The following is a 21,358-nucleotide window of genomic DNA, read 5'->3' on the forward strand; positions in this document are numbered from 1 at the left end:
TTATTTTGACACAGATTAAAGAGGATTTACAGGATGGACACAGATCTAAAATAAGCAACTGTCGCCGGAAAAATCGATTTGACCGAGATTCTATGACATAATAAATAATAGTCAGCACCCATCATTATTAAGAGCGATTTATTCCTTGAGATCTGTGTCCATCCTGTAAATCCTCTTTATCTGTGTTAAGAAAAACGATCAAAACCAGCGGGCCGCCGGTTTCTGAACCAGCCGAACAGGACGGGTGCCACCAGTTCGAGCAGGAGCACGAAGGGCCAGGGTTCGCCGCGCCAGAAGGCGTAATTGGCGATCAGGTTGGGCCAGCTCACGCCCATGACGGCGCGGGCGATCGTCAGTTCGAGGCCGACGGAGGCGCCGAGCCAGATCACGCCCGCCAGCACGGCGCGGCCGAGCCAGCCGCGTCCCGCCGTCAGCCGGGCGTGGAGCCACGCCACCGCCAGGATCAGCACGGCGCTCGACGCGATGCGGTAGGTGAAGGCGTTGACGCCGCCGATGCGATCGGCCAGCACCGAGATGGAGAAGGCGGCGTTGCCGAAGATCATGGCGATCAGCACGCCGGCCAGGATCAGGGTGACGATCAGCGACCGCATCATGCCGAACCTCCCGGGGGATCTCCCAAACGGCCGCGCAATTCGGTCAGGCAGTCCTCGCGGCTTGGACGATGGTCGCGATCCTCCCACCAACGCTCCAGGTCGCGCAAGAGTTGTCCCATCCCCTTGCCGGGTGGCACGCCCGCGTCGATCAGGTCGCGGCCCTGGAGCGGGAATTTAGGATCATCCCAAGCGGCGATCGCCAGCCCAACCTCGGCGAGGCGTTCGGGCGCGCGCAGCAGGGTGACGTCACGCACGGTCTCTACGCCTGCCTGATACAAGGCCCGGCGGAGTTCGCCATGCGCGATGGCGTCGAGTAGGCTCGGTGGGGGAGCCGCGAGCAGCGCCAGCCTGTCCGTCTCGGCGTTTGACAGCCGCAGCCGCTCGGCCACCGCCAAGGCTCCGGCGCGGTCGGTCTCCAGCAGGGCGGCGAGGCGAAGCACCGGGTCGTCGCGGTGCCGCGCGATCTCCAGCAGGCGGTGGAGCCCTTCGGGTGACGCCGGCCGCGGCAGCAGGTGCCGCGGCACGTCCAGTTCCGCCATCAGGCGCAGCACGGGCACGGGATCGTGGGCCCGCAGCAGCCTGAACAACTCGCCGTGGATCCGCTCGCCCGACAGCGTCGGCAGGAGGGGAGCCAGTTCGGCGCAGGCCTCCAGCGCCGCGGGTTCAGGCGGGGTGCGGCCGTAATGGGCTTGGAAACGGAAGAAACGCAGCAGGCGCAGCACATCCTCGGTGATGCGGGCGCGGGGATCGCCGACAAACCGGACATGGCCCGCCAGAGCGTCGCCGACGCCGCCAAACGGATCGTACAAATCGCCATCGATGCCGCAGAACAGGGCGTTCATCGTGAAGTCGCGGCGCGACGCGTCGATCATCCAATCGTCGGTGAAGGCGACACGGGCGTGGCGGCCAAACGTTTCGACATCGTGACGAAGCGTCGTGATCTCGTAGTGCGAGCCACTGGACACCGCCGTCACGGTACCGTGCGCCAAGCCGGTCGGGATCGCGCGCAACCGCGCGGCGGCCAGCAGCCGCAACACCCGTTCCGGCTCCGCATCGGTCGCGATGTCGATATCCTTGACCGGTCGGTGGAGCAGGCTGTCGCGCACGCAGCCGCCGACGAAGCGCGCCTTCGCGCCATCGGAGGTCAGGGCTTCGAACACGCGCGCGGTCTCAGGCGCCGCCATCACCGGCGGTAGTTCGATCGTGCGGACGGGTTCCATGGGGATCACCGTCCCGGTGTGGGACTGGACGGTGTGGTCTCGCCTCGGACCACGTGGCCGTCGGTCAAATGGGCGGGATGATAGGTTTCGGTCTTCGGGTGGCCACTGGTCAGGGCCAAGGTCACCAGCGACACGCCCGCCAGGGCCACGCCGCCGACCAGCAAGCCGGCCCAGGGGGCCCCGGCCAGCCAGGGTGCCGTGGTGGCGCCCGACTCGGCACCCTTGCCGCGGACCACCAGGACATAGGCCATGTAAACCAATGTCGGCAGCATCAGCGGCAGCACGATCAGGAGGATTTGTCTCAGCATCGCTCGCGCAGCACGTCGACCAGATTGACCAGCATCCCGGCCGTCGCTCCCCAGATGTACCGATGTTCGTAGGGAAAGACGTAGAAGTACCGCTGCGTGCCCTGGAACTGGCGTGTTTCCTTGCGCGCCGCTCCCGGTTTGAGGAAGAAGGCCAGCGGCACCTCGAACACCTCGGCCACCTCGTAGGGATCCGGCCGCAGGGTGAAGGGCGGGCGAACGAAACCGACGATCGGCGTGATCTCGAAACCGGTGCGGGTCACGTAGGTGTCGAGCCGCCCCGCCACCTCGACATGCTCGGGCGCCAGCCCGATCTCCTCCGACGTCTCGCGCAGCGCGCAAGCCAGCGCGTCGGCGTCGTCGGGTTCCCTGCCGCCGCCGGGAAAGCTGATCTGCCCGGCATGGGCCGCCAGATGGGCGGTCCGCTGGGTGAAGATGATGGTCATGCCTCCGGGGCGGTCGACCAAGGGGACCAGGACCGCAGCCTCGCGCAGCTTGGCCGGCGCGCCGGTGCCCGGATTGAGGTCGTGGTCGCCCCGGATGTTCAGGGTCCGGCCGGGTGTCGAGGCGAACCGGGGAATGGCGTCCCGGATGCGCTCCCTGGTCAGTTCCCCGGTGACCGGAGCGCCGATGGAGTTTTCCCCGGCGGGCGGCTCGCCGGCCGTCAGGTCGCCGTCGCCCGGTTCATTGGACGCCCCAGTGGAAAGAATGTGCCCATGCTCCATATTCCGACCTGAACTTCCTCCCCGTCCTCGCGAACGTCGGCCCGTTCCACCAGTTCATAGAAGACGGAACGCGTGATCCTGGCTTCGAGATTGTCGCGAACCACGATATAGGGTCTCGGCTCGCCGGTTCCATCATCCTCTTCAACCCTGATCGGATGCTCCGGTCCGGCGATCACCTCGGCGTCAAGGTTGGTGCCGAATATCAACCGCTGGGAAGTTCCTTCTCCCGAGACCATCAACCCGACAGCCGTGAAGGGCACCTCGTCCACCTGTATCCTGCCTCGTTCCGCCGGAGTAACCAACCAATAATCGCCCGCCTCGTCACGGCGCAGGACGGTGGAGAACAGTTTGGTCAACTCGATCCGGCGAATCGGTGAGCCATGATAGTACCACGTGCCGTCCCGATCGATCCGGATCGGATAGCTCTCGTCGGGACGTTTGTCGTCGGGCCGAAACAGACCGGCGGCTTGGTGTCCGGCGGTTTGACCCGAGGTAGGGAACGAATCGGACATCGGCTTGCTTTCCCCCTTGTGCGACCGAATTTCCTGTTAGTATCGGAAGTCGGATACGCATTTTCGCCACACTGATGATCTTAAGTCCAAACGCGCGCCGAACTACTGGGTTTCATGCCGGGTGTCGTGGCCAGGCTTCTTGAGAGCACAGGAGATCCCTGATTTGACCGCTACCGATGCGATGCGCCAAGGCGGCGCCGGAGTCGAGAATCCCGCCCAACTGCTAGCCGAGGTGGAGACGCTGGGCGGCCGGCTGTCGATGGTGCGGGACCGGATCGGCCGCGTCATCTTCGGCCAGCGCGATGTCGTCGATCTTACCCTGATAACCCTGCTCGCGGGCGGCCACGTGTTGCTGATCGGCGTTCCCGGCCTCGCCAAGACCAAGCTGGTCGAAACCCTGGGCATCGTCCTGGGGTTGGACGACAAGCGGGTCCAGTGCACGCCCGACCTGATGCCGGCCGATATCCTGGGCTCCGAGGTGCTGGAGGAGGACGAGACCGGCCGCCGGTCGTTCCGCTTCATTCCCGGCCCGGTGTTCTGCCAATTGCTGATGGCGGACGAGATCAACCGCGCCAGCCCGCGCACCCAATCGGCCCTGCTGCAGGCGATGCAGGAGCGCCGCGTTTCGGTCGCCGGCCACTATCACCCCCTCCCCCAGCCGTTCCACGTTTTGGCGACCCAGAACCCGCTGGAGCAGGAGGGAACCTATCCGCTGCCGGAGGCGCAGCTCGACCGCTTCCTGATGCAGGTCGACGTGACATATCCCGACCACGACGCCGAGCGGCGCATGCTGGTCGCGACGACCGGCATCGAGGACGAGGCCGCCGTCGCCGTCCTCAACCCGACCGACCTGATGGCGGCACAGCGCTTGGTCCGCCGCATTCCCGTCGGCGAGAGCGTGGTGGAGGGCATCCTGGACCTCGTCCGCTCCGGCCGTCCCGAGACCAGCGAGTTGGAGGAGGTCCGCACCCATGTCGCCTGGGGTCCCGGACCACGCGCCAGCCAGGCGCTGATGCTCGCGGCCCGCGCCCGCGCCGTGCTGGACGGCAGGCTGTCGCCCTCGCTGGACGACGTGCTGGCGCTGGCCAAGCCGGTCCTGAAGCACCGCATGGCCCTGAACTTCGCGGCGCGCGCCGATGGCATCACGCTCGACGACGTGATCGACCGTTTGTGCGCTCCGTTGCGCTGAGCGGGACGGAAAACCGGGATGGCATGGGACCGGAGCGGCGACAGGAGCGGTAAACCCGATCTAGCGGCGAGCGCGCTGCGGGCCCAGCACCGGTCGGAGGCGCTGGCGTCACGGCTGCCACCGCTGCTGGTGGCGGCCGATCGTGTCGCCTCCACTGTGGCGCAGGGCGTCCACGGACGGCGGCGGGTCGGGACCGGAGAGACTTTCTGGCAGTATCGGCGGTACGAGATCGGCGACAGCGCCACCATGATCGACTGGCGGCAGTCGGGCAAATCGCAGCCGGTCTTCGTCCGTGAGAACGAGTGGGAGGCGGCGCAGAGCGTCTGGCTCTGGCATGACGCCTCCGCCTCGATGGATTACCGGTCGGCCGCCAGCCTGCCAACCAAGCGGGAGCGCGCCGAACTGCTGCTGCTGGCGCTGGCCGTCCTGCTGGTGCGTGGCGGCGAGCGCGTCTCGCTGCTGGGCTCGGGCGTTCCGCCCTCCGGTAACAAGGTGACGCTCAACCGCATGGCGATGACCCTGATCGAGGAACAGTTGCCCAAGACCGGGCTGCCGAAGGTGCCTCCCCTGCCGCGTCACGCCCAGGCGGTGCTGATCGGCGATCTGCTGTCCCCCCTTCCGGAGATCCACCAAACCGTCGCCAGCTTCAGCGGGCGCGGGGTGCGCGGCCATCTGGTCCAGGTGCTCGACCCGGCGGAGGAAACCCTGCCCTTCGCAGGCCGCGTCGAGTTCGAGGGACTGGAAGGCGAGGAGGAATTGCTGATCCCCCGCGTCGAGATGATCCGGCAGACCTATCTGGAACGCCTTCAAGCCCACCGCGACGGCTTGGCCGCCTTGGCCCGCGCCGCCGGATGGAGCTTCGCCACCCACAGGACGGACAGGCCGCCGCAAACGGCGCTGCTGGCACTCCACGGCGCGATAGCGCAGGAGAGAAGCTTGGCGCCGGCCCAGCAACCGAGCCGGGCGCCAGCCCAGGAACCGACGAGCTGAACAGATGCTGGGACTGGGACCGCTAGCCTTCGCCGCACCTTGGATACTCGGAGCCCTGATCGTCCTGCCGGTGCTGTGGTGGCTGTTGCGCCTGACGCCGCCCAGCCCCCGGATCATCCAGTTTCCCGCGATCCGACTGCTCCGCGATCTGGTGGCACGGGAGGAAACCCCGGCGCGGACGCCCCTGTGGCTGCTGATCATGCGGCTGCTGCTGGCGGCGCTGGTGATCCTGGCGCTGGCCCAGCCCCTGCTGAACCCGCGGGCGGGTCTGCCTGGCAGCGGGCCGGTCATCCTGGTGATCGACAATGGCTGGGGTGCCGCCCGTGATTGGCAGGCGCGGCAGCGTGCCATGGCCGATCTGGTCGATCAGGCTGAACGGACCAACCGCGAGATGATCGTGCTGGCGACGGCACCGTCCGCCGCTGGCGAGAAGCCCCAAGCCAGCACCCTGCTCCGCGCCGCCGACGCCCGGCGGCTGACCCAATCCCTGGCGCCCCGGCCGTGGCCGACCGACAGGGCGGCGGCGCTGGAGGCCTTGCGCGGTCTTGAGGTGGAGGGTTCCGCCCACGCGGTCTGGCTATCCGACGGCTTGTCCGACGGCTCGGTCAGTCCGATGGCGCAGCGGCTCCAGCAATTGGGCGGTGCCGAGGTGCTGATGAACGGCGCCGACCGCTTGCCCAACCTGCTGCTGCCGCCCGGCACCGAGGGCACCGATCTGGTCGCCCGCGTCCGGCGGGCCGACACGACGCTGCCCACCCCCGTCACGGTTAGGGCGACCGCCGACGACGGCCGCTTGCTGGCTCGTCAGGAGGCGGCCTTCGCGCCCGGCGAGAACAGCCTGGAAGTCCCCCTTTCGCTGCCGATCGAACTGCGGAACGAGGTGACCAAGCTGGCGATAGAGGGTGAGTCGACGGCGGGCGCCACGGTCCTGCTGGACGAGCGCTGGCGCCGCCGCCCAGTGGGGCTGGTGTCCGGCAGGCCGGAGGGCGAGAACCAGCCGCTGCTGAGCGACCTCTATTATCTGGAGCGGGCGTTGACCCCGTTCAGCGAGATCCGCCGGGGCAGCGTGCTCGATCTGATGGCCCGCGACCTGTCGGTGCTGATCCTGGCCGATATCGGCGCCCTGACCGAAACGGAGAGCCAAGCGGTCGAGGCCTGGGTCAAGCGCGGCGGCGTTCTGGTCCGTTTCGCCGGGCCGCGTCTGGCGCAGCACACCGACCATCTGGTCCCGGTACGGCTTCGTCAGGGCGACAGGACGCTGGGCGGCGCGCTGTCGTGGTCGGAGCCGGCGCGGCTGGCGCCCTTCCCGCCCACCAGCCCCTTCGCGGGCTTGGCGATACCGCCCGACGTGGTGATCGACCGCCAGGTGCTGGCGGAACCGGCGATCGACCTCGCCGACAAGACTTGGGCGCGGCTGGCCGACGGCACGCCGCTGGTCACCGCCGAACAGCTCGACGAGGGCCGGGTCGTGCTTGTCCACACGACCGCCAATTCCGACTGGTCCAACTTGGCGCTTTCCGGTTTGTTCGTCGACATGCTGCGCCGGGTCACAGCGCTCAGCGAAGGCGTTTCCGGCGACGTGCAGGCCGCCACCTTCGCGCCGATCGAGGTGCTGGACGGGTTGGGTCAGTTGGTGCCGCCGCCAGCCACCGTCTTCCCCATCCCGGGCAATGGCTTCCGGCCCGATGCCCTCGGGCCGCGCCACCCGCCGGGGTTCTACGGCACGGAGGAAGCGCGCCGCGCGCTCAATCTCACCTCCCTTGTGACCGCGATCGAACCGCTGCGGCGCCTGCCGGCCGGTGTCGCTCAAGGAACCTATTCGACCCGCGGCGAGGTCGACCTGAAACCCTGGCTGTTGGGAGCGGCGATGGCGCTCGCGATCATCGACCTGTTCGTGGGATTGGTGCTGCGCGGCTTGCTCGGCAACATCCGTTTCGGACGACGCCGGGGCGCCGCCGCGGCCGCCTCGGCGATCGCGCTGACCGCCGGCCTGCTCATGTCGTGGCCCGGGACCGCCCGCGCGTCCGACGAGTTCGCGGCCAAGGCCAGCGGCGAGACCTATCTGGCCTATGTGGTGACGGGCGACAGCACGGTCGACGAGACGACGCGGGCTGGACTTGAAGGCTTGAGCGAGGTCCTCAACCGGCGCACCGCGGTGGAGACGGCGGGAGCGCTGGCGGTCAACCTGGAACAGGACGAACTGGCCTTCTTTCCGCTGATCTACTGGGCGATCTCGCCATCGCAACCCGATATCAGCGATGGCGCGCGGGTCCGATTGAACGAGTTCCTGCGGAATGGCGGAACGATCCTGTTCGATACCCGCGACCGCCAATACGGTCCTGGATCGGCGTTGACCGGCGGCGGGCCGGGAGCGCAGCGGCTGCGCCAGCTGGTCGATGGGCTGGATGTTCCAGCGCTGGCGCCGATCCCGCCGGAGCACGTGCTGACCAAGGCTTTCTACCTGCTTCAGGACTTTCCCGGCCGGTTCGGCGGCGGCGATGTCTGGGTCGAGGCGCAGGAGGCCCGCCACAATGACGGCGTGTCGTCGGTGATCATCGGCTCGGCCGACTGGGCGGGCGCCTGGGCGGTGGACGAGGCCGGGCGCCCGCGCAACGCGGTGGTCCCCGGAGGCGAGCGCCAGCGTGAGATGGCTTATCGGTTCGGCGTCAACCTGATGATGTACGCCCTGACCGGCAACTATAAGGCTGATCAGGTCCATGTGCCCGCCATCCTGGAAAGGCTCGGCCAATAATGGGGCCGGATGATGGGGCCAGTATGATGGGGCCAGAGTAATGGGAAGTCTGATGGGAGGCGGCACCGCGATCGACTTCTCGCCGCTGCTGCCGTGGGCCGTGCTGATCCCGCTGTTCGTGCTGGCCACGATCGCCGTCGTCGTGGCGATGGTCCGGCGGGCGCGCGGCACCGCGTGGCGGGCCCTGGGGCTGGCGGCCCTGGCCGTGACCCTGCTCAATCCGTCGCTGGTGCGGGAGGACCGCGAGCCGATCAAGGATGTCGCCGTGCTGGTGGTGGACGAATCGCCCAGCCAGAACATCGGCGAGCGGCGCGCCCGGACCGAGCGCGCGCTGATCGACTTGCAGGACCGGCTGGCCCGCTTCCCCGACCTGGAGGTCCGGGTCGTCCGCACGGGTGGGGCCGAGGGCGGCGTCGCCGGTGCCATCGAGGAGACGCGCCTGTTCGAGGTGCTGGAACGCGCCATGGCCGACCTGCCGCGCCGCCGCATGGCTGGCGCGGTCTTCATAACCGATGGGCAGGTCCACGACGTTCCCGGTGGTGGCAAGGGCCTGGAGGATCTTGGCCCCATCCATACCCTGCTGACGGGCGAGCGTGACGAGGCCGACCGTCGGCTGGCGATCGTCCGCGCTCCCAGTTTCGGGCTGGTCGGCAAGCCGGTCACCGTGACGGTGCGGGTCGAGGACATGCCGGGCAACCAGTCGCCCGAGGCGGTCGTCAACATCCGTCAGGACGGTGGCGCCTCCCGGCCGTTCCGCGTGCCGGTCGGCCGCGACGTGCCGCTGGAGTTCACCCTGAGCCATGGCGGCCAGAACGTCCTGGAGATGGACGTGGCGGCGGCGCCGCGCGAACTGACACTGGCCAACAACAAGGCCGCCGTGGTGATCAACGGTGTCCGCGACCGGCTGCGCGTGCTGCTGGTCTCGGGCGAGCCGCATGCCGGCGAGCGCACCTGGCGCAACCTGCTGAAGGCCGATCCGGGCGTTGATCTCGTCCACTTCACCATCCTGCGCCCGCCGGAGAAGCAGGACGGCACGCCGATCCGCGAGTTGTCGCTGATCGCGTTCCCGATCCGGGAGTTGTTCGAGATCAAGCTGGACGAGTTCGACCTGATCATCTTCGACCGCTACCGGCGGCGCGGCGTGCTGCCCCAGCTCTACCTCAGCAACATCGCGAGCTATGTCGAGAAGGGCGGCGCCTTGCTTGAGGCGGGCGGACCCAGTTTCTCGACCTCCATGAGCCTGTACCGCACGCCCCTGGGCGCCGTGCTGCCCGGCGAGCCGACCGGCGAGGTGATCGAGCGGCCGTTCAAGCCGATGGTGACGGAGTTGGGACATCGCCATCCCGTCACCGCCGGACTGCCCGGCGACGTGCCGGTGGGAGCGCCGGCGGGACAGGAGCCGAGTTGGGGCCGCTGGTTCCGCCAGAACGAGGTGACGCCGCTCCAGGGTAGTGTGGTGATGGAGGGTGCCGACAACAGGCCGCTGATGATCCTGAACCGGGTCGGTGAGGGGCGCGTCGCCCAGATCGCCAGCGACCAGATCTGGCTGTGGTCGCGCGGCTTCGAGGGCGGCGGTCCCCAGGCCGAACTGCTGCGGCGGCTGGCGCACTGGCTGATGAAGGAGCCGGAGCTGGAGGAGAACGACCTGCGCGCCAAGGTCGAGGGCAACAGGATCACGATCGAACGCCGCAGCCTGGAGCCAGACCCGCGTTCGGTCGAGCTGACCAACCCGTCGGACGCCGTGCGCGGTATCGACTTGGTGGAGGATGGCAGCGGCCTCGCCACCGCCAGCGTGCTCGCGACCGAACCGGGCATCTACCGGATCACCGATGGCGAGCGGACGGCGCTGGCCGTGGTCGGCGCGGTCAACCCGCCGGAGCTGGCTGACGTTAGGACAACTGGCGATCCCATGACCCCAGCGGCGAACGCCAGCGGCGGTGGCATCCACTGGCTGGCCGACGGCGACGTGGATGTCAGGCGCACCCGCGCCGACCGTGACCAGACCGGCAACAACTGGATCGGGCTGCGCTCCAATGGCGACTTCGTCGTGACCGGCGTCAGCGAGGCCTCGCTGCTGCCGGCTGGGCTGGTGGTGCTATTGGTCGTCGGCGCCCTGCTCGCCGCTTGGCGGCGTGAGGGGCGGTAGGGTTGGAAATCGTTATTACAGGTCGAGTGAGGGCACGTTGAGCATTGAGCCCATAGCTTAGCGGGGTGCCGCCAGCGTCTTGGTGGCGTCGGCGGGCAGGGTCGCGATCTTGTGCATCAGCTTGTCGGCGAGGTCGCGAGGAATGCCGGCGCGGCGAAGGCGGCCGCCCAACTCGCGGCGGACATCGTCCGGCGGCACATGGGCCGGCGCCAGATCACGGGCGCTCTTCAGGTGGTTGAAGATGCGGGACAGGCTGGCGAACAGGAAAACGCCCTTCTGGCGCCCCAGATCGGTTTCCGCCAGATCCAGCAGGAAACCGATCTGCGCGCCCGGTCCCTTTAGAGCGCCGCAAAGCTGCTGGACGGCGGCCTCGAACGGCAGGTCGGTCTCGCCGAAGCGCATCGCCGTCTTCGATCGCCGGACCAGCGCCAGACTGATCTCCGGCCCACCCCGAAAACCGCTGAAGCAGGCCAGTCCGGCGACGATCCGGCGCAGCGCCGACACATCGCCGAGGGCGCCGTCCCGTGTCAGCGGATGCGCTCCGTTCAGCCCGGCGGCGACCCGGCGCAGCAGGGCCGCCTCGACCTCGGGCAGATGCCAGCGCGCCAGCGCGTTGCTCAGGTCCATCAAGGCGGGCGTGAAGGGATGGCGGTCGTCCAGCTTGCCATTCAAGGTCGCCAGCAGGCTGGCCAGGGCGGCGCCCAGGTCGGGAGCGTAGCCGATCAGCGCCTTGATCGGATCACGGCCGTCTATCGTCTCCGACAGGACCTGATCGACCCAGGTGATGCCCTCCACCGCGCTGTCATCCTCCTCCAGGACGGCGATCAGGGCGCGTGTCTTGGCGGCCCAATCCCGCTGCCCATCCAGCAACTGGCCGAAGGCGTGGCTCACGACGCGGTCGTGCTCGGCCGGATCGCACGCCTCCTTGACGCGCGCGTGGAAGGACCCAAGGCCATCCCGCACCAGCAGCTTGCCATGAACGGTCAGATCGTCCGACTTCCGCGCGAGATCCTTCAGCGCCAGCCATAGGGCGCCCAATTCCCGCTCGCGCTCGGCGACGAGCGGCGCCACGTCCTTGGCTTGGATCTTCGCCAGCCGGGTGATCCCGGAATTCAGCAGCATGCCCTCCCGCTCGATCATGCGGAGGGCGAGATAGTTGTGCAGCGTCTGGCAGGGAATGGCGATCTCGCGGTCGGCGTGGCGGCGCGTCAGGCGCAACAGCGTCATGCGGCTGGGGTGGCCGAAGACCTCCAGCACGGTGGCGCAGGAACTGGCGTCCTCGATCGCCGTGATGCCGACGACCTCCGCGCCGCCAGCCTGCGACGTGCGCTCGAAGATGATCTTCTGGGTGTGCTTGCCGGTCTGGATCACCTGGACCCGGCTGAACTTGGCGAGGCTGAGAAGGTAGGTCGCGCGCTCCACCGCCTCGCGCTCGGTCTCGAAGATGCCGTCGATGCTCGAGTGGCCCATCCGCTCGGAAACCACCTCGAACAGGGCATGCTTCTTCCACGAGAACATCGCCGCAGGGGATCCTTCCTTATCTCATCGACCCACCCTTTATCGCACCATATACGCGAAGGAAAAAATCGCAATTAGTCTTTTATTTTACCCATCATTTTGACCGCCGCCGCGGCGGCGCCGAACCCGTTGTCGATGTTGACGGTCAGCAGACCTGGCGCGCAGGAGGCAAGGGCCGAGTGCAACGCCGCGGTGCCTCCCGCCGAGACCCCATAGCCGACGGAGGCCGGGACGGCGATCACCGGCGCGTCGACCAGTCCGGCGAGCACGCTGAACAGCGCGCCCTCCATGCCGGCGACGGCGATCACGACGCGGAAGCCGCGGATCTCCTCCAGCCGACGCATCAGCCGCCACAGCCCGGCGACACCGACATCGGCGATGACAGGGGCGGAGAAGCCCAGGAACTCGAGTGTCCGCGCCGCCTCGCTGGCGACCGGCAGGTCCGAGGTTCCGGCCGCGACGATGCCGACGCCGTCACGCACCGTTCCGGCCGGTGGCGGGCCGCCACACCAAGCGGTGCGGGAGATCGGGTCATAATCGAGGAGAGCGCGGCACTCGGGAGCCAGCGCCTCGACGGCGGCGGGCTCCAGCCGGGTGAACAGCAGCCGCCGCCCAGCCGAGGCCGCCGCGATCAGGATCGCCTGGATCTGGGTCCCCGACTTGGACGCGCACAGCACCGCCTCGGGGACGCCCGTGCGCCGCTCCCGCTCCCAATCCATCTCGAAATCACCAGTCGGGGATTCGCTCACGGCGTGGTCCGCAGGAAGGCGGAGCCCCGGCGATAGGGCCGGACGCCGCTGAAGATCCGGCCGGTTTCGGCGCATAGCCCGGCGGTCAGGCGTTCCGCCTCGCCAAAGCCGGCTGGCGTCTCCCCCAGTTCGAGGGCGACGCCGCCATGGGTGATCCGGCACCGCACGCTGGCGCCCGCCGGCATCAGGGCGGCGACGGCGGTTTCCACCCGATCGACGAAGGCGAGATCGTCGGCGTCGATCGCGATGCCGGTCTCGACCCGACTGGACAGGCACGGCTGGGCCGGCAGTTCGGCCAGATCGTCCAGCCCATGGAGCCGCGCCAAGGCCCGCACCGTCGCCTTGTCGATGCCCGCCTCGACGAAGGGATGGACGACGCCGCGCTGGGCGGCGGCTTTCAGGCCGGGACGGTAGTCGCCCAGATCGTCCAGGTTGGTGCCGGAGGCGACGGTCCCATCGGTCACCGCGCGGATGCGGTCGTAGAGGTTGGACTTGCAGAAGTAGCAGCGGTCCACCGGATTGGCGCGGTAGCGTGGATCGGCGAACTCGCCGGCGTCCGACACCGTCAACGCCCAACCCTCCCGCTCGGCGTGGGCGCGGACGCGTGCCGTGGCGTGGGGTGGCACGGCCGGCGAGACCGCGTGCAGCATGGCGACGCTGGACGCCGAGAACCGGTGGGCGACATGGGCCAGCGTCATGCTGTCGACGCCGCCCGAGACGGCTATCACCAAGTCGGGATGGCGGTCGATCGCGGTGACGAGCCGGGATTGAACATCGGCGATCGTCATCCCTCGGCCTCCGCCTTCATCGCCCGGCGGGCCGCCAGGGAGTCACCACGAGCCAAGTCGTCGCTCTCGGCCTTGCCGGTGACGGTGCCATCCGGCCGATCGACCCGCTTGACCAGGACCGACGCGCCGTCGATCTGGCGCGGCAGCACGGCCCGGCGCTCGGTCCGCCAGCGCAGGCCGATGGTGGAGGTCTCCAGGAAGCAGCGCTCCTGGATCGATGGCAAGGCGTCGGGACAGACCAACAGGCGGAACTCGGTCATCGGGCGGCCCTTCTTGCCGATCACGGACGCCAGCGCCAGATCGAGCACGCCGTCGCAAGCCCGGAGCCGGTCGGCTGCGACGCCGATCTCCTCCCCCGTCATGTCGTCAATGTCGAAGCTTACGACCTCGACCGTCTCCCGATCTCCCATGGTAGCCGTATCGAACACGAGGGCGCGCAGGATGTTCGGCATGCCGGGCAGATCGCGGGTGCCTGCCCCGCTGCCGCTGGCCTCCAGCCTGCCGCCCTTCGTGGCCCCGTCGCCCTGGACGAGATGGCGAAGGATGGCGGCGCCGGTGGGCGTCACCCGCTCGCCCGGCAAGCCGTCGTCGCGCCATTCGAACCCGGTCAGCAAGCGCGTGGTGGCGGGTGCCGGCACCGGCAGGACGCCGTGCGCCGTCCTCACCCTGCCGCCGCCGAGCGGCAGGTCGGAAGCGCTCCATGTGGCGTCGAGCGCCGCGATGATCGAGCCGGCCGCGACGACGTCCATCAGGGAATCCCAGTCGCCGATCTCGTGGAAATGGACATCCTCGACCGCCACGCCGTGGATCGCGGCCTCGACCTCGGCCAGCAGCGTCAGGATCGCGACCGCATGATCCGCCGTGCCGTCCGACAGGCGTACGCCGCGGATCAGCTCGACCATGTGGCGGAACCGGCCTGAACCGTCGTGTCCGTGGTCATGGTCGTGATGATGCCCATGGCCGCCCTCCAAGCCGAAGCGCGAGACCGCGACGCCGCCGCTGGCGCCGCGCGAGAAGACCGGCGCGCCGGTCCCGCCGGGCAGGACGGCGGACGCGTCTTCCAGAACCCGGCGCTGGAGGTCCGGCATGGCATCGACCAGGGCCGCCACGAACATGTCGCCGGCGATGCCGCCGACGACATCCAGGTGGATATGGCGAGGGCTCATGCCGCCTCTTGGACCGGACCATCCTGGCCTGGGGCCTCATGGACCGGGACGACGTAGGGGCCCTCGGGAATCACCGCGACGCGGCTGTCACCATGGCGCGCGATGCTGTCCGCGATGGCGGCGTCCAGGTCGCCGATCACCTCGACGGCGGTGATCCGGCGCTCCTCGGGGTCGAGGCCGGAGGTGTAGAGCTGGACCCGGCCGATCCGCATCGGCTTCAACTGCATCTCGGTCTGCCACTCGTCGACCTCGGCCAGGGTCTTGGCGGTCAGGGTCGCGAGGAACCGCTCGGCGCCCAGTTCGACCAGCCGGGCCTGCGACTCGCGGAACTCCTTCGATCCCATGCCCTCCGAGCATTCCGACGCGATGATCAGCGTGCCGCCCGGCTCCAGGATGTCGAGCGGCGTCACCATGCCCTTGACCGTCTGGTAATAGGTCTTGTCCAGCGGATACCCGGCCGACGAGGTCACCACCGTCTTGAACCGCTGCGGCACCTTGATCCGCGTCACGTCCTGGATGAACCCGACCGCGGCCAAATGGCTGGCGATGATCTCGCCGAAGGTGACGTGGACAAGGTCGCGGTCCTCGTCGATCACGGTGTTGAGCGCGTAGATCTCGCCGATCGTCCGGACGATCTCCAATTGCTCCTCGTGCAGGGGGTTGCCCGCCAGATTGCACTGGACCGCCAGCGGGTCCTCCATGAAGCGGGCCGAGTGGAAGGTGCGGATCGTCTCATGCCCGGCGACACCGGGAGCGACCACCTTGCGGCCACCTGACCAGCCCGCCATGAAATGCGGCTCGACCAAGCCGGTCGCGATCCGGAGGTCGGCGTCATGGAAGCGCCGGTCGATCTTGACCGGCGTGCCGCGGGTCGCCGTCCGGCCCAGATCGACGTGATCCTCGTCGCGCATTGCGAAGTGGTTCTCGACCGTCACGTTCTCCAGCACCCAGGGATCGCCGACCAACTCGGCCAATTCCGCACCCTCGTTGGGGCGATGCAGGCCGGTGGCGACCAGGACGTTGATCCGCTCCTTGGGGATGCCGGCGGCGATCATCGTCTCGATCATCGGACGCAGGAACAGCTTGTTGGGAACCGGCCGCGTGATGTCGCAGATCAGGATGCAGGCGCTGCCCCGGCCCTTGGCCAGGTCGGACAGCGGGGCCGCGCCCACTGGATTGTCGAAGGCGGCGCGGATGGCGCCGTCCTGGTCGGCCAGTTTCGGCAGCGTGGCCTTGCGGATCACCGTGACCTCCGCCTGCTCGGGCAATCCGACGGTCAGGTGACCGCGGCCGAAGGCGATATCGACGGTCTTGAACGGGGGCATGGCCATCTCCTCAGCGGGTCGCGTTTTTTTTCCGGCCCCTTCATATGGGGACGCCGGCATTCTGGACGATAGGCACCGCCAGGGAAACAGTCCGTCGCGCGCATCATTCCCGCGGGATGGCCCGCGGGATGGCGGGCTCGACGATGCCGGCGGCGACGATCTCGGCCGCGTCGTCCTCCTTGATCCGCTCCAGCATCCGGAGCGCTATCTCGCGCTCGCCCATGACGGCCAAGGTGGCGCCCAGACTCGTTAGGTGCTCGACGGCGGCGTCGGTGTGGGCGCGGGCGACGATCTCCAGGGTCGGATTGGCCCTCCGCGCCTGCTCGACAACCTGCCCCGCCTCGAAAGCCTCGGGAACGGTCACGATCAGCCGGCGCGCGCCTTCCAGGTTGGCGGTGGCGAGGATCTGGGGATCGGCGGCGTTGCCGATCACGACCTCGGCGCCATCGCGCCGGGCTGCCGCGATCTCGTCGATCCGCTCCTCGAACACCAGAAGTGGCCGTCCGGCGGCGCGCAGGCCCGACCCGACCAAGGAGCCGACGCGGCCATAGCCGACCAGGATGTCGTGGCCCGACAGGGTGGTTGGAGACAGAGGCGGCGTGGCGGATTCGATCCGATCGCTGGGGTCCGCGAGTGGGAACTCGTCCGGCGAGTTCAGCATCTTCTTGTCCGGCGTCTTGCGGCGCCGCTCGACCACGGCGAAGATCAACGGGTTCAGCATGATCGAGATGATGGCGCCGGCCAGGATCAGGTCGCGGCCCTCCTCCGGCATCACGCCCATGCCGACGCCAAGGCCGGCCAGGATGAACGAGAACTCGCCGATCTGCGCCAGACTGGCGGAGATGGTCATCGCCGTGCCGGTCGAACGGCCGAAGACCTTGACGATGCCGAAGGCCGCGATCGACTTGCCGACCACGATGATCGCGACGGTGGCGAGCACGGCCCAAGGCGAACGGACCAGCACGCCGGGGTCGAACAGCATGCCTACCGACACGAAGAACAGCACGGCGAAGGCGTCGCGCAGCGGCAGCGCCTCCTCGGTGGCGCGCTGGCTCAAGGGGCTTTCGGCCAGCACCATGCCGGCGAAGAAGGCGCCCAAGGCGAAGGAGACGCCGAACAGCGCCGCGGCGCCATAGGCGATGCCCAGCGCGACCGCGTAGACCGACAGGCGGAACAGCTCCCGCGAGCCCGTGTGGGCGGCGTAATGCATGATCCAGGGGATGATGCGCCGCCCGGCCACCAGCATGATGACGACGAAGGTCGCGACCTTGACCAGGGTGAACCCGGCCGAGAGGGCGATGGCCCGCCAGTCGGCGACCCCCTCCTGATCCGCCAGCAGTCCGACCACGGCCGGCAGCATGACGAGGACCATGACCATCGCCAGATCCTCGACGATCAGCCAGCCGACCGCGATCCGGCCGCGCTCGGTGTCGAGCACCCGCCGCTCCTGCAGGGCGCGGATCAGGACGACGGTGCTGGCGACCGACAAGGCGAGGCCGAACACGATACCGGCCCCCATCGTCCAGCCCAGCGACCAAGCCAGCGCCATGCCCAGGCCGGTGGCCACCGAGATCTGGACGACGGCGCCGGGCAGCGCGACCTTCCTGACCGACATCAAATCCTTGAACGAGAAATGCAGGCCGACCGCGAACATCAGTAGGATCACGCCGATCTCGGCCAACTCGTTCGCCAACCCCTGGTCGGCGACGAAGCCCGGCGTGAAGGGTCCGACGACGATGCCAGCCAGCAGGTAACCGACCAATGGCGATATGCGGAATCGATGCGCCAAAAGCCCCAGCACGAAGGCTAGGGCGAGACCAATGGCGATCACCGCGACGAGTGGCGTGTCATGCCCCGGCACTATGCAATTCTCCTCAAATATCAATCATCAGCAATGCTCCTGCCATAGCTGATAGATGGATCCCAAACGATCTGTTTCAACCAAAATGACGCATCTTGACCTTTTCATCCGTGCGCCCATCTTGACGCAATGCCGCTGACCCCCGAACAATGCCGAGCCGCGCGAGCGCTCTTGGACTGGACCCAGGACGAACTGGCCGCCCACGCCGAAGTGAGCCGCAGCACCGTGCGCGGCTTCGAAGGCGGTCAGCACGACCTCCAACGCGCCACCACCGCCGCGATCCGCCGCGCCCTGGAGTCAGGCGGCGTTATCTTCCTGGACGCCGAGGACGATTGTGGACCGGGCGTCAGGCTGGCGGGGGCTGGAGTCGAGGAGGACGAGGAGCCGGGCGGTTAGCTTCACAGGATGGACGGGCGGACGATATGAACATCATCACCGCGTGGTTCCACCGGAATTTCGCCAATCCCCAGGTGGTGCTCCTCGCCATCCTGCTGATCGCCGGCTTCGGTGTCCTGACATTCGCCGCCGACACCCTGGCGCCGCTGATCGCCAGCATCGTAGTGGCTTACCTGCTTGACGGGATGATCACGCTGCTGGAGCGGCGCGGCGTGCCGCGCGGGTTGGCGGTGGGTGTCGTGTTCACCGTGTTCTTGGCGTGCCTGCTGGGGATCTTCCTGATCCTGCTGCCCCTGCTGCTGGTCCAGGTGGCCCAGCTCGTCCAGCAGCTTCCCGCCATCCTCGCCCGGACGCAGGATCTGATCCTGGGACTGCCGGAACGGTATCCCGACCTTTTCGAGGACCAACAGATCCGCGAGTTCCTGGCGTCGTTGCGGAACGACCTGATAAACATGGGCCAGCGCATCCTGAGCGCCTCGGTCTCGTGGCTGCCGGCGCTGGTCAACGTGGTGGTCTACCTCATCCTGATGCCGATGCTGGTGTTCTTCTTCCTGAAGGACAAGGCGCTGATCCTCGGCTGGGTCCTGCGCTTCCTGCCGCCGGAAAGGCCGCTTGCGGAGCAGGTCTGGCGCGAGGTCGACGCGGAGATCGGCGGCTATGTCCGCGGCAAGATCTACGAACTCCTGATCGTCTCGGTGGTAACCTACCTCGCCTTCGCGCCGCTTGGCCTCCAGTTCGCCCCGCTGCTGGCGATCACGACCGGCCTGTCCACCTTCATCCCCTATATCGGGGTGGCGCTGGCCGCCATCCCGGTCGCCGTGATCGCCTACGCCCAGTGGGGAACCGGGCCGGACTTCCTCTGGGTGATGGGCGCCTACGCCGTGATCCAGCTGATCGACGGCAACGTCCTGGCGCCTCTCCTCCTGGCGGAGGTCGTCAACCTGCACCCCACGGCGGTCATCGTCGCCTTGCTGGTGTTCGGCGGCATCTGGGGCTTCTGGGGAATCTTCTTCGCCATTCCGCTGGCAACTCTTGTCCACGCCGTGCTGAACGCTTGGCCGCGGGTCAGGTGAGCGCCGACGGCTTCCGCCGCCCCCACGCAGGGCGGGGACGGCGGATCGGACTTGGACCCGACGGATCCGTCAGTCGGAATCGCGGCGGGCTTGGCTGTCCTTGACCGACTGGGAGGCCCGGCCGATCTCCCGCGGATCGAGCGTCGCCGGCGCTTTCTGGTTCTCCACCATCTTCATGGAGCCGTTCGCGGTCCTGTCGGAACTCGGATGGTGGCGGACACGGTTCTGGCGCTTCAATTCCAAAGCGCGCTTGGCGATGTCGCTTTGGCCTTCATCGGTCTCGGCTTTCTCGATCCGCGCCAACTCGCGGTTGACCCGTTTCAGGGCACCGGTGAAAATCTTCCGTTTGGTCTCGGTGCCGGAATTGTCACTGGCCGGCGCGATGCCCCGAGGCTCCGCTTTTCCACGCATCTCACGGCGTTGTTGCTGGGCGCGGTCCCGAGCCTTACTCCTGTAATCCCGCAGTACTCTCAAGACATCCGATAGCTCTTTCTTGGAAAGCCCACAGATGTTTGGATAATGGGTGCGCTCGACAATTTCAAACTCATTGGAGGCCAGCATCCGTTTCTCGGCGGATATGGGAATTCCCATTGTTTTATCTCCATTCTCATGTCGAGAAGCCCTATTTGGACTTCGATCGTCGTTTTCCCAGTCCCTCCAAACGCCTTTGTTGTCGAAATTCCCGAGCATAGACCCATCTGGACGGGAACCCGCCTTCATCGCGCGGGCGTACCGGTCGAAGACCGGACGGTCCGCGCGGTGTGAGACGTTTCCGCGCGTCCCGCACCTCCCATTCCCCTGATACGGAAAAGACAGAGAATGGCATCCAACACTTCGCCCCGGTGGTCGCGGCCCTTATCGATGCTTCGCCAGTTCATCCATATGGAGGCGTCCGGTGGACTGGTCCTGATGGCGGCGGCGGCCGCGGCCATGGTGGTGGCGAATTCACCTTTGGCGCAGACCTATTTCACCGTCCTGAATTCCTATGTTTTTGGATTGAGTGTCGGCCACTGGATCAACGACGCCTTGATGGCGATCTTCTTCCTGCTGGTCGGTCTGGAGATCAAGCGCGAGTTCCTGGACGGCCAGCTGTCCACCTGGTCCAGGCGTGTCCTCCCCGGCGCCGCCGCGGTTGGCGGCATGCTGGCGCCAGCATTGATCTACATCGCCTTCAACCTGAACACGCCGGAGACCCTGGCCGGATGGGCGATCCCCGCCGCCACGGATATCGCCTTCGCCCTGGGCGTGCTGTCGTTGCTGGGTTCGCGGGTGCCGATGTCGCTCCGCGTCTTCCTGACGGCCCTGGCGATCCTCGACGACCTGGGCGCCGTCCTGATCATCGCCGTCTTCTACACGGCGGATTTGTCGTTGTTCAACCTGGGGATGGCGGCCGTCGTGCTGCTCTGCCTGATCGGGCTGAACCGGTTCGGCGTCGCCAAGCTGTGGCCCTACCTGGTACTGGCTCCCGTCCTGTGGTTCTTCGTGTTCCAGTCCGGAATCCACGCCACCCTGGCCGGCGTGGCGTTGGCCCTGACCATTCCGCTGACCCAAAGCAAGGGCCGCCCGGACGACGCCCACTCGCCCCTGCACCGCTTGGAGCACGCGCTGGTTGGTTGGGTCGCCTTCCTCGTCATCCCGATCTTCGGCTTCGCCAACGCCGGTGTCTCGCTGGCCGGACTGGACGCCTCGATCCTCACCGGGCCCGTGCCGCTGGGCATCGCGGTGGCCTTGTTCGTCGGCAAGCAGATCGGCGTGTTCGGCGCCGCCTGGGCCGTCATCCGGCTGGGAGCCGCCGACCTGCCGATCGGCGCCACCATGGCGCAACTCTATGGCGTGGCCCTGCTGTGCGGCATCGGCTTCACCATGAGCCTGTTCATCGGCGTGCTGGCTTTCCCGACCAGTCCCGAACTGGTGGATTCGGTCAAGGTCGGCGTGCTGGCGGGCTCGCTGGTGTCGGGCTTGGTCGGCTGGGCGGTCCTGATGAAGGCGCCGCGCGAGGCCATGCCCGTGACCAAGGCGGCGTGAGCTC

General features: G+C 67.8%; 19 protein-coding genes. 7 read left to right on the forward strand and 12 right to left on the reverse strand.

Features of this window, described 5'->3' with window-relative positions; genetic code table 11:
* Nucleotides 1–185: 185 nt before the first annotated feature.
* The 5 genes from N825_RS09335 to N825_RS09355 are packed head-to-tail and all read right to left on the reverse strand — an operon-like array spanning nt 186 to nt 3,376.
* On the reverse strand, nt 186–614 hold the full coding sequence (locus tag N825_RS09335) for a hypothetical protein (RefSeq protein ID WP_037450019.1): 429 nt from the start codon (nt 612–614) through the stop codon (nt 186–188).
* Nucleotides 611–1,834, reverse strand: a complete 1,224-nt coding sequence (locus tag N825_RS09340; RefSeq protein ID WP_037450022.1) for a CCA tRNA nucleotidyltransferase — start codon at nt 1,832–1,834, stop codon at nt 611–613. The genes N825_RS09335 and N825_RS09340 overlap by 4 nt, the downstream gene beginning before the upstream one ends.
* 5 nt (nt 1,835–1,839) lie before the next feature.
* Complete coding sequence (locus N825_RS09345) at nt 1,840–2,142, reverse strand: DUF6111 family protein (RefSeq protein WP_037450025.1); 303 nt, start codon at nt 2,140–2,142, stop codon at nt 1,840–1,842.
* The gene (locus N825_RS09350) at nt 2,136–2,864 is read right to left on the reverse strand and encodes a CoA pyrophosphatase (RefSeq protein ID WP_051511809.1); all 729 of its coding nucleotides are present in this window, start codon (nt 2,862–2,864) and stop codon (nt 2,136–2,138) included. Before N825_RS09350 ends, N825_RS09345 begins: the two co-directional genes overlap by 7 nt.
* On the reverse strand, nt 2,804–3,376 hold the full coding sequence (locus tag N825_RS09355) for a DUF1285 domain-containing protein (RefSeq protein ID WP_084164579.1): 573 nt from the start codon (nt 3,374–3,376) through the stop codon (nt 2,804–2,806). Before N825_RS09355 ends, N825_RS09350 begins: the two co-directional genes overlap by 61 nt.
* Nucleotides 3,377–3,557: 181 nt before the next feature.
* Between N825_RS09355 and N825_RS09360 the strand changes: the two genes are divergently transcribed.
* Genes N825_RS09360 through N825_RS09375 form a run of 4 tightly spaced genes read left to right on the forward strand, consistent with a single transcriptional unit; the run spans nt 3,558 to nt 10,453 of the window.
* Nucleotides 3,558–4,565: an AAA family ATPase gene (locus N825_RS09360; RefSeq protein WP_037450027.1), complete on the forward strand. Its 1,008-nt coding sequence runs from the start codon at nt 3,558–3,560 to the stop codon at nt 4,563–4,565.
* Nucleotides 4,566–4,583: 18 nt separating this feature from the next.
* Entirely contained in the window at nt 4,584–5,555 is a 972-nt protein-coding gene (locus N825_RS09365) for a DUF58 domain-containing protein (protein WP_063833704.1), read from the forward strand.
* 4 nt (nt 5,556–5,559) lie between these two features.
* Nucleotides 5,560–8,307: a DUF4159 domain-containing protein gene (locus N825_RS09370; RefSeq protein ID WP_037450029.1), complete on the forward strand. Its 2,748-nt coding sequence runs from the start codon at nt 5,560–5,562 to the stop codon at nt 8,305–8,307.
* Nucleotides 8,308–8,359: 52 nt separating this feature from the next.
* Nucleotides 8,360–10,453, forward strand: coding sequence for a hypothetical protein (locus N825_RS09375; protein ID WP_157619067.1), 2,094 nt, complete (start codon nt 8,360–8,362; stop codon nt 10,451–10,453).
* 57 nt (nt 10,454–10,510) lie between these two features.
* Here the strand turns inward: N825_RS09375 and N825_RS09380 are convergent, their stop codons facing one another.
* From N825_RS09380 to ybaL, 6 genes are all read right to left on the reverse strand, one after another.
* Nucleotides 10,511–11,971, reverse strand: coding sequence for a hypothetical protein (locus N825_RS09380; RefSeq protein ID WP_051511810.1), 1,461 nt, complete (start codon nt 11,969–11,971; stop codon nt 10,511–10,513).
* A gap of 74 nt (nt 11,972–12,045) precedes the next feature.
* Nucleotides 12,046–12,720 (reverse strand): nickel pincer cofactor biosynthesis protein LarB, encoded by a 675-nt coding sequence (gene larB / locus N825_RS09385; RefSeq protein ID WP_198038245.1) that lies wholly within the window; start codon nt 12,718–12,720, stop codon nt 12,046–12,048.
* Nucleotides 12,717–13,508: an ATP-dependent sacrificial sulfur transferase LarE gene (larE, locus tag N825_RS09390; protein ID WP_037450039.1), complete on the reverse strand. Its 792-nt coding sequence runs from the start codon at nt 13,506–13,508 to the stop codon at nt 12,717–12,719. The genes larB and larE overlap by 4 nt, the downstream gene beginning before the upstream one ends.
* Nucleotides 13,505–14,674 carry a nickel pincer cofactor biosynthesis protein LarC gene (larC, locus tag N825_RS09395; RefSeq protein WP_084164583.1) on the reverse strand — a complete coding sequence of 390 codons (1,170 nt, stop codon included), beginning with the start codon at nt 14,672–14,674 and terminating at the stop codon, nt 13,505–13,507. The genes larE and larC overlap by 4 nt, the downstream gene beginning before the upstream one ends.
* Nucleotides 14,671–15,999, reverse strand: a complete 1,329-nt coding sequence (locus tag N825_RS09400) for a nickel-dependent lactate racemase family protein (RefSeq protein ID WP_051511858.1) — start codon at nt 15,997–15,999, stop codon at nt 14,671–14,673. The genes larC and N825_RS09400 overlap by 4 nt, the downstream gene beginning before the upstream one ends.
* 103 nt (nt 16,000–16,102) lie before the next feature.
* Nucleotides 16,103–17,860 carry a YbaL family putative K(+) efflux transporter gene (ybaL, locus tag N825_RS09405; RefSeq protein WP_051511813.1) on the reverse strand — a complete coding sequence of 586 codons (1,758 nt, stop codon included), beginning with the start codon at nt 17,858–17,860 and terminating at the stop codon, nt 16,103–16,105.
* A 171-nt stretch (nt 17,861–18,031) separates the two neighbouring features.
* Here ybaL and N825_RS09410 point away from each other — a divergent pair, with 171 nt between their 5' ends.
* Complete coding sequence (locus N825_RS09410) at nt 18,032–18,256, forward strand: helix-turn-helix domain-containing protein (RefSeq protein ID WP_245613060.1); 225 nt, start codon at nt 18,032–18,034, stop codon at nt 18,254–18,256.
* Nucleotides 18,257–18,282: 26 nt separating this feature from the next.
* Nucleotides 18,283–19,329 carry an AI-2E family transporter gene (locus N825_RS09415; protein ID WP_037450044.1) on the forward strand — a complete coding sequence of 349 codons (1,047 nt, stop codon included), beginning with the start codon at nt 18,283–18,285 and terminating at the stop codon, nt 19,327–19,329.
* Nucleotides 19,330–19,398: 69 nt separating this feature from the next.
* Here N825_RS09415 and N825_RS09420 read toward each other — a convergent pair whose 3' ends face one another.
* Nucleotides 19,399–19,920 (reverse strand): hypothetical protein, encoded by a 522-nt coding sequence (locus tag N825_RS09420; protein WP_037450046.1) that lies wholly within the window; start codon nt 19,918–19,920, stop codon nt 19,399–19,401.
* Between the two features lie 228 nt (nt 19,921–20,148).
* Here N825_RS09420 and nhaA point away from each other — a divergent pair, with 228 nt between their 5' ends.
* Entirely contained in the window at nt 20,149–21,354 is a 1,206-nt protein-coding gene (nhaA, locus tag N825_RS09425) for a Na+/H+ antiporter NhaA (RefSeq protein ID WP_037450047.1), read from the forward strand.
* Nucleotides 21,355–21,358 lie beyond the last annotated feature (4 nt).

This window comes from Skermanella stibiiresistens SB22, assembly GCF_000576635.1.
Classification (GTDB): domain Bacteria; phylum Pseudomonadota; class Alphaproteobacteria; order Azospirillales; family Azospirillaceae; genus Skermanella; species Skermanella stibiiresistens.